Here is a 13380-nt window from a genome sequence, read left to right on the forward strand (position 1 = left end):
GACGGCTGCGCGCCCCCAGGAGGACCCGCCCATGTCCAGTGCTCTCGACCTCGCCGGAGTCCTCCGCGACACCCCGCCCGACGAGCTGGTGCGGAGGCTCGCCCCGCGGCTCGTCCGCGCCTCCTCGGTGAACGACGCCTTCGACCTCGCCGACACCCTCCTCGACCCCTCGTCCGTCCGTGACGCGCTGACGCGCCTCGACCGGACGGAGCTGCTCGTGCTCCAGGCGGCCCGCGTCCCGGGCGACGCCGATGCGCTGGCCGCGCGGCTCGACACCGTCTTCGACGTCGACCGCGACGGCGTGCGGGCGGCCGGCGACCACCTCGTCGACCTCTTCCTCGCCGTCCGCACCGGCGACTCCCTCAGTACCCTCGACGCGGTGGGCGAGCGGCTCGACGACGACCCCGAGCTCTCCCCCGCGCGGCTCGGCGCCGTGCACCCGCCCGTCGTGCTCGAGAGCGTCGGCGACGTCGACCGTGCCGCCGTCGACGCCCGGTCGGCCGAGCGGCTCTACGCCGTGGTGATCGAGGTCGCCGAGATCCTGCGCGCCCTCGACCGCTCGCCGGCCCGCGAGCTCGCCAAGGGCGGGCTCGCCCTGCCCGAGACGCGCCGCCTGGCCGAGGCCGCGCACCTCGACGTCGACGACGTGCCCGTCGTGCTCGCGATCGCGGCGCGGGCCGGGCTCGCCGCCTCGGGGCCCGACGGCTACGCGACCACCGCCGACGCCGTCGACTGGCTCGCCGCCTCCTGGCCCGACCGCTGGGAGCAGCTCACCCGGGCGTGGCTCGCGACCCTGCCGACCGAGATCCTCGCCGTGCTGTCGCAGCGGGTCGAGACGTCGTGGGGCGAGCCCTTGGCCGAGTTCACCGCGTGGGCCTACCCGGCCGGAGGCGCGTGGATCGGCGAGCGCCTGGCCTCCTTCGAGCGGGCGGCCCAGCTGCTCGGCCTCACCTCGGGCGGCTCGCCGACCTCCGCCGCCGTCGCGCTCTTCCGCGAGGGGCCCGAGGCCGCGCGGGCCCGCGTCGCCGAGCTCCTGCCCGACGCGATCGACGAGGTGTACCTGCAGCACGACCTCACCGTCGTCTCGCCCGGCCCGCTCGCCCCGGCGCTCGACGCCCGCCTCCGCGTCGTCGCCGACGTCGAGAGCGCCGGCCTCGCCGCCACCTACCGCATCACCGAGGGCGGCATCCAGCGGGCGCTGACCCGGGGCGAGACGGCCGACAGCCTGCGCGAGTTCCTCTCCGGCATCTCGCTCTCGGGCATTCCGCAGCCGCTCGAGTACCTGATCCAGCAGTCGGCCGAGCGGCACGGGCGCTTCCGCGTCGCCGCCGCCGACCCGGCGGCCACCGACCTGCCCGAGGGCACTGCCTCGGTCGTCAGCGCCGTCGAGCGCTCCGACGTCGACACCCTCGAGGTCGACCACGCGCTCTCGCCCCTCGGGCTCCAGCGGCTCGACGGCCAGCGCGTCGCCAGCCGCTTCGAGCGCGAGACCGTGTTCTGGGCGCTCAGCGACGAGCGCTACCCGGTCGTGCTCGTCGACCCCGACGGCGACGAGTCGGCGCCGCCGGTGCGCCGTCGCCCGCGGCGACCGGCCCCGGTCGAGGCCCGCGACCCGCTCCGCGAGATGGTCGAGCGCCTCCGCGAGGCCGGCGCCGCGGCGGCGTCGGGCGGCAGCCCCGAGACGACCGACCGCGCCTGGATCGCCCGGCAGCTCGACGCCGCCGTGAAGGGCCGGCTCACGGTCACCGTGACCATCGCCATGCCCGACGGCAGCACCACCCACCTCGAGATGGAGCCGACCGGCATCGGCGGCGGACGCGTCCGGGGCCGCGACAAGAAGTCCGACGTCGAGCGCACGCTGCCGCTGTCGCACGTCGTCGCGGTGTCGAGCGCCACCTGAGCCGGCACCGGGCCGCTCCCCGTCACCCTGTGAGCGGTGTCGGGGGCCCCGCCTAGACTCGATCCTCATGACCGGCCCCCTGATCGTGCAGAGCGATCGAACCGTCCTGCTCGAGGTCGCGCACCCCGACGCAGGCGACGCCCGCCACGACCTCGCGGTCTTCGCGGAGCTCGAGCGTGCCCCCGAGCACGTCCACACCTACCGCATCACCCGACTCGGCCTCTGGAACGCCCGGGCCGCCGGCCACACGGCCGACGACATGCTCGGCACGCTCGAGAAGTACTCCAAGTTCCCGGTGCCGCAGAGCGTCAGCGTCGACATCGCCGAGACGGTCGCGCGCTACGGCCGCATCGTGATCGAGCGCGACGACGAGGGCGCCCTCGTGCTGCGGGGCACCGACTCCTCGGTGCTCAGCGAGGTCACGCGGGCCAAGAAGGTCGGCGAGCTGCTCGGCGTCCGCCGCAGCGACACCGAGTGGGAGCTCCTGCCCTGGGCCCGCGGCGAGGTCAAGCAGCAGCTGGTCAAGCTCGGCTGGCCCGCGGAGGACCACGCCGGCTACACCCCCGGCACCCCGCACGCGATCGAGCTCGACCCCGACGGCTGGGAGCTCCGCGGCTACCAGCAGCAGGCCATCGACAACTTCTTCGAGGGCGGCTCCGGCGTCGTGGTCCTCCCCTGCGGCGCGGGCAAGACCCTCGTCGGGGCGGGCGCGATGGCGAAGGCCGGCACGACGACGCTCATCCTCGTCACGAACACCGTGAGCGCGCGCCAGTGGCGCGACGAGCTCCTCAAGCGCACCTCCCTGACGGAGGACGAGATCGGCGAGTACTCGGGCTCCGTCAAGGAGGTCAAGCCGGTCACCATCGCGACGTACCAGATCCTCACCGCCCGACGCGGCGGCCAGTACACGCACCTCTCGCTGCTCGACGCCCTCGACTGGGGCCTCGTGGTCTACGACGAGGTGCACCTGCTCCCCGCACCGGTCTTCAAGCTGACCGCCGAGCTGCAGGCCCGGCGGCGGCTCGGGCTCACCGCGACGCTCGTGCGCGAGGACGGCCGCGAGAGCGACGTCTTCAGCCTGATCGGCCCCAAGCGCTTCGACGCCCCGTGGAAGGAGATCGAGGCGCAGGGCTACATCTCGCCGGCCAGCTGCTACGAGGTGCGGGTCGACCTGCCCCAGCACGACCGGCTCGAGTACGCCGCCGCCCCCGACGACGAGCGCTACCGCCTCGCCGCCACGGCGCCGGCCAAGCTCGACGTCGTCTCGCACCTGGTGCACCGCCACGAGGGCGAGCAGATCCTCGTCATCGGCCAGTACCTCGACCAGCTCGACGAGCTCGCCGCCGTGCTCGACGCCCCGACGCTCACGGGCGCGACGCCGATCGACGAGCGCGAGCGGCTCTTCCAGGCGTTCCGCGACGGCGAGCTCAAGGTGCTCGTCGTGTCGAAGGTGGCCAACTTCTCCGTCGACCTGCCCGAGGCGACCGTCGCGATCCAGGTCAGCGGCTCCTTCGGCTCCCGGCAGGAGGAGGCCCAGCGCCTCGGCCGCCTGCTCCGCCCCAAGAAGTCCGGCCTGCCGGCGTCGTTCTACACGCTCGTCAGCCGCGACACGGTCGACCAGGAGTTCGCGCAGAACCGTCAGCGCTTCCTCGCCGAGCAGGGCTACAGCTACACGATCCTCGACTCCCCCGCGCTGGCGGCATGAGCGACGCGCACGACCTGTCGCTGGGCGACGACGAGCTCTGGCGCGACAGCCTGCGGCGGGTGTTCCTGGCCGACCAGTCGGCGACGGCGACCTTCGGGCCGCTGGTCGCCTCCCTCGACCACGACGCGCTGGCGTTCGTCGGCCAGCAGGCGCGCGTCGCGGAGTGGGACGCCTCGGTGGTCGTCTCGGTCGAGCGCAGCTACGAGGTGCAGGGTGGGCTGCACGCCGGCTCCGTGCTGAGCGTCGTCACCTGGAGCCCCGACCCCGAGGTGCTCGAGCGCTCCGACCTCCTGGCGGGCTCGCCGGTCAAGGACCACCTCTTCGCCGGCCTGAGCGCCCTCGGCGAGCTGGACGACGCGGAGGAGGCGCGGGTCGTCTCGGCCCCGGTCGAGGCCTTCCCCGGGTGGCAGATCGCCCGCGCCTCCGGCTACACCGCCGTCCTCGAGCACCGCGACGGCGTGGCCTTCACCCTCGCCGTGCCCGACGAGCTGCTCGAGCTGACGACGCGCATCGCGCTCGTGCCCAACACGGACTGGCCCGGCGAGCACACGGCCCGGTGAGGGTGGGCACGCTGCGCTCACCCGGGTGACTCGCGCTCGGCTCACAGACAACACCGAGGAGGCGCGCAGATACTTGCGTGCATGAGTGACGGCCCCAAGATCCTGATCGTCGACGACGAGCCCAACATCCGCGACCTGCTGACCACGAGCCTGCGCTTCGCCGGCTTCGCGGTGCGAGCGGTCGGCAACGGCGCGCAGGCCATCTCGGCCGTGCTCGAGGAGGAGCCGGACCTGATCATCCTCGACGTGATGCTGCCTGACATGAACGGCTTCGGCGTCACCAAGCGCCTTCGCTCGTCGGGCTACACCTCCCCCATCCTCTTCCTCACCGCGAAGGACGACACGGAGGACAAGATCACCGGCCTCACCGTCGGCGGCGACGACTACGTGACGAAGCCGTTCAGCCTCGACGAGATCGTGGCGCGCATCAAGGCGATCCTGCGCCGCACCATGAACGAGGACGAGGACGCGATCATCCGCGCCGGCGAGCTCACCATGGACCAGGACACCCACGAGGTCACCATCGGCGACACGGCGATCGAGCTCAGCCCGACCGAGTTCAAGCTGCTCCGCTACCTGATGCTCAACCCGAACCGCGTGCTGTCGAAGGCCCAGATCCTCGACCACGTGTGGGAGTACGACTTCAACGGCGACGCCGGCATCGTCGAGAGCTACATCTCGTACCTGCGACGCAAGCTCGACCAGTTCTCGGCCGAGCCGATCATCCAGACGAAGCGCGGCTTCGGCTACATGCTCAAGGCCGCCAAGGCCTGATCGGCCAGCGCGCCGCCCCGCCGGCGTCGCGCGTCCCGCTCCAGCACTCTCCCGGGCGCCTGGGGGCCTCACCGGCTCCCAGGCGCCTCGCGCTAGATTGACCCCTCTATGCACGCACGCCTGTCGCAGTGGTGGAACGAGATCTCCATCCGCACGAAGATCACCGGCATCACGGTCACGCTGGTGACCCTCGGGCTGCTCGTCGCCGGCCTCGGCACGATGACCGTGCTGAGCACGTACCTCTACGGACAGGTCGACATGTCGCTCGAGGCCGCGGCCAAGGGCTTCACCGGCGCGACGCCGAACACGACGAACGCGCAGTCGTGCACCGTCACGTTCGGCGACACGCGCAGCAGCTACGTCGCCCTGTACCGGGCCGACGGCACCCAGATCTGCGACAACAGCGACGAGCTGGCCGCGGGCACGGCCCCCGACCTCTCGTCCGTGCACATCCCCGCCGACGAGACCAACGACGAGGCCGAGAGCGTCTTCAACGAGGCCCACGACCAGCAGTGGCGGGTCTTCGCCTACAACACCACGCTGCAGACGACGTCGGGCGGGTCGGTCGAGCGCATCGACGCGACCATCGTCACCGGCACGAACCTCGCGGTCACCACGGCCCTGATCGGCCGGTTCAGCGGCATCTTCCTGGGCTTCGGCGTCTCGGTCGTCGTTCTCGGCGCCGCGCTCACCCGCCTGCTCGTCACCTCGACCTTCTCCCCGCTGCGCGACGTCGAGGCGACCGCGGCGCGGTTCGCGGACGGCGACTTCAGCCAGCGGCTCGACTCGACGACGCCGAACACCGAGGTCGGGCGCCTCAACCGCTCGCTCAACTCCATGCTCAGCCGGATCGACAGCGCGTTCGACGACCGGGCGCGCACCATCGACCAGATGCGCCGGTTCGTCGGCGACGCGAGCCACGAGCTGCGCACGCCCCTCGTCAGCCTCCGGGGCTACGCCGAGCTCTACCGGATGGGCGCCCTCACGAAGCCGGAGGACGTCGCCCAGGCGATGGACCGCATCGAGAAGGAGGCGATCCGCATGGGCGTGCTCGTGCAGGACCTCCTGGCGCTGGCCCGCCTCGACGAGTCGAAGCCGCTCGAGCTGGGCCCGGTCGACCTCGTGACGATCGCCCGCGACTCCGCCCTGGACACCATGGCGTCGAACCCCGACCGCGACATCGCGGTGGTCGTGCACGACCCGGTCGTGTCGGAGACCGGCGAGGAGGCGCCCGTCGGCCCGGACGCGCCCGCCAGCGTCCCCGAGACGGCCCTCGACCCCGGGGCGACGGGCCCCGTGTCTTTCGCGGGCGCGACCCTCGCCCGGCTGCGCAGCCTGCGGGCCCGCGCCACGCGGGCCGCCGACGAGGCCGCCGCCGGCACCGGTGACGGCACGGCCGGCCACGGCCCCGAGGCGCCCGCCGTCGTGCTCGGCGAGGAGAACAAGCTGCGGCAGGTGATCACGAACCTGATGGGCAACGCGATGCGCTTCACGGAGCACGACAGCCCCATCGAGCTCGTGGTGCAGTCCGACCCGGGCCGGGGCGTGGCGACGATCGACATCGTCGACCACGGTGAGGGGATCCCGCCGCAGATCCGCGAGAAGATCTTCCAGCGCTTCTGGCGCGCCGACTCGTCGCGCACCCGTGACACCGGCGGCTCGGGCCTGGGGCTGGCGATCGTGTCGGGCATCGTGGCGGCTCACCGGGGCAGCGTCGACGTCTTCGACACCCCCGGGGGCGGAGCCACCTTCCGCGTGGCCCTGCCGCTCTTCCCCGAGAACGGCGTCCCGCCCGAGACGCCGGCGACCGGCGTGCCCGGCCAGGCCCCCGCCTCCCCCGGCTCCGTCTCGCTCGCGTAGCCCCCGCCTCCCTCGCTCCGTCCCGATCGCGTAGCCCGCGCCTCCCTCGCTCCGTCCCGATCGCGGCCCCTGCGCGCCTCTGGCCTGCCCGACCCGGACTCCCGGCTCGCCTCCCCCCGGCGCGCCCGCCCCGCTCACCCGACGTCCGCCACGTCGTAATTTGAGAGAGATCGGGCGATCGAACGCCGGGGATCCCTGTGATCTGGTCGACGGCGGACGGATCGCTCGCGTTCTTCAGCGGCGCCGGGCAGCCCTCCCCCAGGAAACGCCCGGCTGACACTGTCCGGGCCGACGGACTCTCGACGGGCGCGGGCACGGGCACGGACAGCCGCGGAGCGGACGGACCAGCCCAGAACGAGAGAGTCCACGGCGACAGCCCCCGAGAACGTGGTGCCGCAGAGCCCGTGGCCCAGGATCACTCTCAGATTACGAGCCCCGACCCGAGCGGCCCGGCGGACGCGGGGTGGCCGGGAGGCCGGGCGGCCGGGCGGCCGGGAGGCCGGGCGGCCGGGCGGCCGGGAGGCCGGGCGGACGCCGAGCGGCCGGGCGGACGACGGGCGGCCGGGGCCGGCCCCCGGGAACGCCGAAGGGCGGCTCCCCCGGAGGGGAACCGCCCTTGAGCGTGGAACCGTGCGGACTAGAAGTCCATGCCACCCGTGGGGTCGCCGGCCGGGGCCGGGTTCTTCTCGGGCTTCTCGGCGACGACGGCCTCGGTGGTCAGGAACAGACCAGCGATGGAGGCGGCGTTCTGCAGGGCAGAGCGGGTCACCTTGGCCGGGTCGATGATGCCGGCGGCGATCATGTCGACGTACTCGCCGGTCGCGGCGTTGAGGCCGTGACCGATCGGGAGGCCGCGGACCTTGTCGGCGACGACGCCGGGCTCCATGCCCGCGTTGAAGGCGATCTGCTTCAGGGGAGCGTCGATCGCGACACGGACGATGTTCGCCCCGGTCGCCTCGTCGCCCTCGAGCTGCAGCTCGGCGAGAGCGGTCTTGCCGGCCTGGATGAGCGCGACGCCACCACCGGCGACGATGCCCTCCTCGACGGCGGCCTTCGCGTTGCGGACGGCGTCCTCGATGCGGTGCTTGCGCTCCTTGAGCTCCACCTCGGTCGCGGCACCCGCCTTGATGACGGCGACGCCGCCGGCGAGCTTGGCGAGGCGCTCCTGGAGCTTCTCGCGGTCGTAGTCGCTGTCGGTCGCCTCGATCTCGCTGCGGATCTGACGCACGCGGCCGGCGATCTGCTCGGCGTCGCCGGCACCCTCGACGATCGTGGTCTCGTCCTTCGTGATGACGACCTTGCGGGCACGGCCGAGCAGGTCGAGCGTGGCGTTCTCGAGCTTGAGGCCGACCTCCTCCGCGATGACCTGGCCACCGGTGAGGATGGCGATGTCCTGCAGCTGCGCCTTGCGACGGTCGCCGAAGCCGGGGGCCTTGACGGCGACCGACTTGAAGATGCCGCGGATCTTGTTCACGACGAGCGTGGCCAGGGCCTCGCCGTCGACGTCCTCCGCGATGATCAGGAGCTGCTTGCCCGACTGGATCACCTTGTCGACGATCGGCAGGAGGTCCTTGATGTTGGAGATCTTCGAGTTGACGATGAGCACGTAGGCGTCCTCGAAGACGGCCTCCTGGCGCTCGGGGTCGGTGACGAAGTACTGCGACAGGTAGCCCTTGTCGAAGCGCATGCCCTCGGTCAGCTCGAGCTCGGTGCCGAAGGTGTTCGACTCCTCGACGGTGACGACGCCCTCCTTGCCGACCTTGTCGATGGCCTCGGCGATGAGCGCACCGATGGTGGGGTCGGCGGCGGAGATCGAGGCGGTCGCCGCGATCTGCTCCTTGGTCTCGATGTCCTTCGCGTCGGCGAGGAGCTGAGCGGAGACCGCGGCGGCGGCCTTCTCGATGCCGCGCTTGAGCGAGATGGGGTCGGCACCGGCGGCGACGTTGCGGAGGCCCTCACGGACGAGCGCCTGGGCGAGCACGGTGGCGGTGGTGGTGCCGTCGCCGGCGACGTCGTCGGTCTTCTTGGCGACCTCCTTGACGAGCTCGGCACCGATCTTCTCGAACGGGTCGTCGAGCTCGATCTCCTTGGCGATGGAGACGCCGTCGTTCGTGATGGTGGGGGCGCCCCACTTCTTCTCGAGGACGACGTTGCGGCCGCGGGGGCCGAGCGTGACCTTCACCGCGTCGGCCAGGATGTTCAGGCCACGCTCGAGGCCGCGACGGGCCTCTTCGTCAAAAGCAATGATCTTAGCCATGTGTTACTCGTCCCTCCCGGACGTCATGAAGCAGAGGTACTTGGCACTCACCTGCGGCGAGTGCCAGAGCGATTCTGGCACTCCCACCTTGTGAGTGCAAGCCGTCCGGGCAGGCCCACGGCGAGCCCCCGGACGTGACGACGCCGCCCGCCCCGGGAGGGCGGACGGCGTCGTGTCGGAGGGGCCGAGGGGCCGAGGGGCGGGGCTCAGGCGAGCCGCACCGACTCCGCCTGCGGCCCCTTGCTCCCGGTGCCCACCTCGAAGACGACCGCCTGGCCCTCCTCGAGCACCTTGTAGCCGCTCATGTCGATGGCCGAGTAGTGCACGAAGACGTCCTGCCCGCCTCCCTCGACCGTGATGAAGCCGAAGCCCTTCTCCGCGTTGAACCACTTGACGGTCCCGTGTGCCATGGTGCTGCTCCCCTTGCTGTGTTCGTACGGCGGCCGGTCGGTGCCGGGGCCGGGTCGACGCAGTGGCCTGCGCACCCGAACGGTGCAGCCTCGCTCGTTCGGGGCGGGGCGGGCGGGCCGTAGGGGGCGACCAAGACCAGATGGTAGTGCGGCCCCCGGCGCCGACGACAGCCCCGAAGGCCGCAGAACGAACCCGCGGGCGCCCGTCGGCCCGATCCTTTACACGCCCGAAACAGAAGGGGCACGAGGAAGCCCCCGAGGAGGCGCGGAGCGGGGCCCGGCCCCGGTCGCGTCGCCCCCCGCGCTCGCCCGCTACGACGAGAAGTCGGTGCCGAGCACGACGGTGATGGTCGCCCCCGGGAAGGCCGTGCTCTGCTGCGTCGCGTCGATGCCGAGCGACTCGGCGACGCCGAGCGCGGCCGCGCGGTCGGCGGCCGTGGCGTAGTAGACGGTGGAGGTGGCGGAGCGCTCGGGCGCGTTGCCCTGGCTGCCGACCGTCCAGCCGTCGGTGTCGAGCGTCGTCGCGGCCCGCCCGGCGAGGCCGCTCGTCGTCGTCGCGTTGAGCACGGCGATCGTCGTCGAGGCGGGCACGTCGGAGGGGTCGGCCGCGGTGGCCGTCGGGGTCGGCGTCACGGCGGGCGTCTCGCCGGCGGCGTCGGTCGACCCGTCGGTCGAGGCCCCGTCGCCGTCGGTCGCCTCGTCGGACGGCTCGGTCGTCGCGTCGCCGGCCTCGGCCGAGCTGCTCGCGCTGGGGGCGACGAACTGGAAGCTGTCGTTGAGGACGCCCAGGGCGACCACGCCGGCGCCGACGAGGAGGCCGGTGGCGAGGGCCGCCCAGGCGACGACCACCCAGCCGCGCCCCCGGCGGGGCTCGGAGCGGTGCGCCCCGACCCTCTCCAGGTCGCGGGGCACCTCGTCGAAACGATCGCGGGGGTACTTCGGCATGGTCTCCGTGGTCTTCCGGGTCAGCGGGGCGTGGGCCCGAACGAACGGTCGGCGCGGGCCCGGGCGCGCTGGTCGCGCAGGCGCTGCAGGCGACCGACCACCAGGGGCGCGTAGGCCAGTGCAGCAGGTCGGTCGATGAGCGAGTTGAGCAACTGCTGATAGCGCGCGACGCCGAGCCCGAGCTCTCTCCGGATCAGCGCCTCCTTCTGGCCCGGCGTGGCCGGCGGCGACTGCTCCAGGTCGAGGATCGCGCGGTCGAGGGTCGACAACGCGCCCGCGCGCACGCCGGTGCCCCTGCTGCCCTCGTCGGTCACGTCCCGCCCTCTCGATCCTGGTCACCATAACGTCGGGGCGGGCCGTGACCGGGGAGGCGGGGCGCGGTTCGGCCCGTTCAGCCGACGGTCGTGAGGCGGGTGCCGTGGGCGTCGCCGACGGCGAGCGGCCGCCCGTCGAGCGCGAGCACCGCGAAGGCCGACGTGCGCTCGACGAGGGCCGGGTCGACGGCCCCGACGTCGTCGAGCAGGCCGATCCGCTCGTACGAGACCCAGGTGGCGCCGAGCCCCCTGACCGTGTCGACGAACTGCTGTCGTCGTCTGCCCGGCAGGTAGACGAGCGTGCCGGTCGAGACGACGACGAGACGTGCGTCGGCGGGCGCCGTCGCCGCGAGGGCCTCGAGGTCGTCGACGGCGTCGCCGCGGGCGACCCGGGGAGGCGCGGTGCGGGCGAGCGCGACCGCCCGCTCGAGCAGGTCGGCCCGCTCCGTCGCCCCGGGCGGCAGCAGCGCGCGCAGCCAGGCGACGGCCTCGTCGTCGCGGACGTCGACGGGGTCGAGGTCGAGCCCGGCGCGCCAGACCACCGCCGGCAGCTCGACCGCGCCGAGCCCGGCGCCCGCTCCGCCGGGTGCGTCGTCGCCGCGGCCGTCCGTCACGTCGAGCGTCAGCTGCACGGGGCTGAGCGGGTCGCCCCACCGGACGTCGCCGGCCCGGTACGAGACGAGATCGGGCAGCAGGCAGAGGCCTGCCGAGGCCCCCACCTCGAGCAGAGCGACCGGCTCGTCGAGGCGGGCCAGGGCGAGCGAGACCGGGCCGCTCCGGCGCAGGTCGTTCGTCTGCACGGCGCGTCGGCCGAGCTCCGCGACCACGGCGTCGGCGTGGTCGAGCAGCCAGCTCCGGAGGCGCGGCCAGGGCCCCGGGGGCGCACCCAGCCACCGGCACGTCGCGAGCACCAGGACGGGCTGGCGCCGCGACTCCGGCACCCTCTCGACGACGGCCAGCGCGGCCTCGTCGGCGGCGAGGCCGGCGGCCAGCTCGGACCAGCCGGGCGACCCCTCGGCGGCGGCCTGCGCCGAGTAGGCGAGGAAGCGGTCGGCGAGCGTCACGGGCCCGAGTCTAGGGAGCGCCGCGGGGCGTCACCCGGGGAATGGGGCTCAGCGGAACAGTGTTGGATGGGGAGTCCCCGAACGTGTCAGGAGTGCACCCATGACGAACGACAACAGCACGTACAAGGTCGAGAAGACCGACGAAGAATGGCGCCGCGAGCTCACCCCGGAGGAGTACTCGGTGCTCCGCCAGGCCGCGACGGAGCGCCCGTGGACGGGCGAGCTGCTCGACGAGGAGCGCGCCGGCACCTACGCCTGCGCCGCCTGCGGCGCCGAGCTCTTCAAGAGCGGCACCAAGTTCGACAGCGGCTGCGGCTGGCCGAGCTTCTACGAGTCCGTCCGGCCCGACGCCGTCGACCTGATCGAGGACTCCAGCCTCGGCATGGTCCGCACCGAGGTCCGCTGCGCGAACTGCGGCTCGCACCTCGGCCACGTCTTCCCCGACGGCTTCGGCACCCCGACGGGTGACCGCTACTGCATGAACTCGATCTCGCTGTCGTTCACCGAGGGCGACGCCGCCTCGACGGACTCGAAGTGACCGGCGTCGCCGACGCTGCCCGTCGGCGACGGTCACGGTCGAAGGTCACCGACGAGGCCCCGACGCGCGAGCAGCTGCTCAGCTACGTCGAGGCCGCGTCGACGGTGGCCGACCACTCGGGCCTGCACCCGTGGCGCCTGGTCGAGCTGCGCGGCGACGACCGTCGCGTGATCGGCCGGTCGCTGTCGGCGGCGACCGGGGCGGACGAGAAGTCGACCCGCAAGGCGGAGGAGAAGTCGCTCCGCGCGCCGCTCGTGATCGCGGTGGTGTCGTCGCCGGTGGAGAGCCGGAAGGTGCCCGAGTGGGAGCAGGAGTCGGTCGCCTCGGGCGTCGCCCACCTGCTGTCGCTCGTGCTCGACGACGAGGGCTGGGGCGTGATCTGGAAGACCGGGTCGGAGACCCGGCACCCGGTCGTGCAGGCCGCCCACGGGCTGACGGGCGACGAGAAGCTGCTGGGCTGGCTGTACGTCGGGGGCCACGGCGAGCGCGAGGCGAAGCCCCGCCGCCTGCTCGACCCGGCCGACTACGTCAGGCCGCTGACCGCGGGCTGACGGCGGCCGCTACCAAGTGCGGCGGCTGTTGCCCAGGACGGTCATCGGGATGCCGAACGACGCCGTCATCAGCACGATGCCGGCGAAGAAGACGAGCGCGTTGGGCTCGCCCGAGCCGAACGAGTACGCGAAGAGCGCGAAGCTCACGAAGAGCAGGACGATCGATCCGATCGCGGTCAGGATGTTGGTCATGGTGGCTCCTCGTCGTCACGGGCGGTGGCGCGCGGCCGACGCCGCCCGTCTACTTCACCACGTCGCCGTCGCCCGCGCCAATCCTGCGCCGAGCCTCGGCGGTGCGCCCCGCAGCGCCCGCGGCGAGCGCCGTGGTCGGTAGGATGGCCGAGCCCGCCGCCTTGGCGCAGTCCGGTAGCGCAGTGCTCTTGTAAAGCGAAGGTCGTCGGTTCGAATCCGACAGGCGGCTCCCCCGGCCCCGTGCCCGCCCTCCGGCGGCACGGGGCCTCTCCCGTCCCCCGCCACTCCTCCTCCTCCTCCTCCTCCTCCT

13 protein-coding genes and 1 tRNA gene are annotated in these 13380 nt (G+C 73.1%); 8 read left to right on the top strand and 6 right to left on the bottom strand.

The window, feature by feature from the left end; genetic code table 11:
• Positions 1 to 31 precede the first annotated feature (31 nt).
• The 5 genes from ASF82_RS11030 (at position 32) to ASF82_RS11050 (ending at position 6799) form a co-directional block, all read left to right on the top strand.
• Positions 32 to 1900: a helicase-associated domain-containing protein gene (locus ASF82_RS11030; RefSeq protein WP_056056972.1), complete on the top strand. Its 1869-nt coding sequence runs from the start codon at positions 32 to 34 to the stop codon at positions 1898 to 1900.
• Between the two features lie 67 nt (positions 1901 to 1967).
• On the top strand, positions 1968 to 3605 hold the full coding sequence (locus tag ASF82_RS11035) for a DNA repair helicase XPB (protein WP_056056974.1): 1638 nt from the start codon (positions 1968 to 1970) through the stop codon (positions 3603 to 3605).
• On the top strand, positions 3602 to 4165 hold the full coding sequence (locus tag ASF82_RS11040) for a hypothetical protein (protein WP_056056976.1): 564 nt from the start codon (positions 3602 to 3604) through the stop codon (positions 4163 to 4165). Before ASF82_RS11035 ends, ASF82_RS11040 begins: the two co-directional genes overlap by 4 nt.
• Positions 4166 to 4246: 81 nt before the next feature.
• Positions 4247 to 4939: a response regulator transcription factor gene (locus ASF82_RS11045; RefSeq protein ID WP_056056979.1), complete on the top strand. Its 693-nt coding sequence runs from the start codon at positions 4247 to 4249 to the stop codon at positions 4937 to 4939.
• 108 nt (positions 4940 to 5047) lie between these two features.
• Entirely contained in the window at positions 5048 to 6799 is a 1752-nt protein-coding gene (locus tag ASF82_RS11050) for a cell wall metabolism sensor histidine kinase WalK (RefSeq protein ID WP_056056981.1), read from the top strand.
• 637 nt (positions 6800 to 7436) lie between these two features.
• On the opposite strand, the gene groL is transcribed toward ASF82_RS11050, so the two are convergent.
• From groL to ASF82_RS11075, 5 genes are all read right to left on the bottom strand, one after another.
• The gene (gene groL / locus ASF82_RS11055; protein WP_056056983.1) at positions 7437 to 9056 is read right to left on the bottom strand and encodes a chaperonin GroEL; all 1620 of its coding nucleotides are present in this window, start codon (positions 9054 to 9056) and stop codon (positions 7437 to 7439) included.
• Positions 9057 to 9262: 206 nt separating this feature from the next.
• Positions 9263 to 9466, bottom strand: coding sequence for a cold-shock protein (locus ASF82_RS11060; RefSeq protein WP_056056985.1), 204 nt, complete (start codon positions 9464 to 9466; stop codon positions 9263 to 9265).
• 312 nt (positions 9467 to 9778) lie between these two features.
• Entirely contained in the window at positions 9779 to 10411 is a 633-nt protein-coding gene (locus tag ASF82_RS11065) for a LytR C-terminal domain-containing protein (RefSeq protein ID WP_056056987.1), read from the bottom strand.
• A gap of 20 nt (positions 10412 to 10431) precedes the next feature.
• Positions 10432 to 10725 carry a DUF3263 domain-containing protein gene (locus ASF82_RS11070; protein ID WP_156370092.1) on the bottom strand — a complete coding sequence of 98 codons (294 nt, stop codon included), beginning with the start codon at positions 10723 to 10725 and terminating at the stop codon, positions 10432 to 10434.
• A 77-nt stretch (positions 10726 to 10802) separates the two neighbouring features.
• Positions 10803 to 11789 carry a DUF2332 domain-containing protein gene (locus tag ASF82_RS11075; protein WP_056056989.1) on the bottom strand — a complete coding sequence of 329 codons (987 nt, stop codon included), beginning with the start codon at positions 11787 to 11789 and terminating at the stop codon, positions 10803 to 10805.
• A 100-nt stretch (positions 11790 to 11889) separates the two neighbouring features.
• On the opposite strand from ASF82_RS11075, the gene msrB reads away from it, so the two are divergent.
• Positions 11890 to 12327 (top strand): peptide-methionine (R)-S-oxide reductase MsrB, encoded by a 438-nt coding sequence (msrB, locus tag ASF82_RS11080; protein WP_056056991.1) that lies wholly within the window; start codon positions 11890 to 11892, stop codon positions 12325 to 12327.
• A complete protein-coding gene (locus ASF82_RS11085; protein WP_056056993.1) occupies positions 12324 to 12878 on the top strand; it encodes a nitroreductase family protein in 555 nt (184 codons plus the stop codon). Before msrB ends, ASF82_RS11085 begins: the two co-directional genes overlap by 4 nt.
• Positions 12879 to 12887: 9 nt before the next feature.
• Here ASF82_RS11085 and ASF82_RS11090 read toward each other — a convergent pair whose 3' ends face one another.
• On the bottom strand, positions 12888 to 13070 hold the full coding sequence (locus ASF82_RS11090) for a hypothetical protein (RefSeq protein WP_056056995.1): 183 nt from the start codon (positions 13068 to 13070) through the stop codon (positions 12888 to 12890).
• A 155-nt stretch (positions 13071 to 13225) separates the two neighbouring features.
• On the opposite strand from ASF82_RS11090, the gene ASF82_RS11095 reads away from it, so the two are divergent.
• Positions 13226 to 13299, top strand: a tRNA-Thr gene (locus tag ASF82_RS11095).
• Positions 13300 to 13380: the final 81 nt, after the last annotated feature.

It is taken from the genome of Frigoribacterium sp. Leaf164 (assembly GCF_001423665.1).
Taxonomy (GTDB): Bacteria; Actinomycetota; Actinomycetes; order Actinomycetales; family Microbacteriaceae; genus Frigoribacterium; species Frigoribacterium endophyticum.

What these genes read in the sequence shown, in the direction of transcription:
- ASF82_RS11030 (WP_056056972.1), top strand. Translation starts at nt 32, where the DNA reads ATGTCCAGTGCTCTCGACCTCGCCGGAGTCCTCCGCGACACCCCGCCC.
- ASF82_RS11035 (WP_056056974.1), top strand. Translation starts at nt 1,968, where the DNA reads ATGACCGGCCCCCTGATCGTGCAGAGCGATCGAACCGTCCTGCTCGAG.
- ASF82_RS11040 (WP_056056976.1), top strand. Translation starts at nt 3,602, where the DNA reads ATGAGCGACGCGCACGACCTGTCGCTGGGCGACGACGAGCTCTGGCGC.
- ASF82_RS11045 (WP_056056979.1), top strand. Translation starts at nt 4,247, where the DNA reads ATGAGTGACGGCCCCAAGATCCTGATCGTCGACGACGAGCCCAACATC.
- ASF82_RS11050 (WP_056056981.1), top strand. Translation starts at nt 5,048, where the DNA reads ATGCACGCACGCCTGTCGCAGTGGTGGAACGAGATCTCCATCCGCACG.
- groL (WP_056056983.1), bottom strand. Translation starts at nt 9,056, where the DNA reads ATGGCTAAGATCATTGCTTTTGACGAAGAGGCCCGTCGCGGCCTCGAG.
- ASF82_RS11060 (WP_056056985.1), bottom strand. Translation starts at nt 9,466, where the DNA reads ATGGCACACGGGACCGTCAAGTGGTTCAACGCGGAGAAGGGCTTCGGC.
- ASF82_RS11065 (WP_056056987.1), bottom strand. Translation starts at nt 10,411, where the DNA reads ATGCCGAAGTACCCCCGCGATCGTTTCGACGAGGTGCCCCGCGACCTG.
- msrB (WP_056056991.1), top strand. Translation starts at nt 11,890, where the DNA reads ATGACGAACGACAACAGCACGTACAAGGTCGAGAAGACCGACGAAGAA.
- ASF82_RS11090 (WP_056056995.1), bottom strand. Translation starts at nt 13,070, where the DNA reads ATGACCAACATCCTGACCGCGATCGGATCGATCGTCCTGCTCTTCGTG.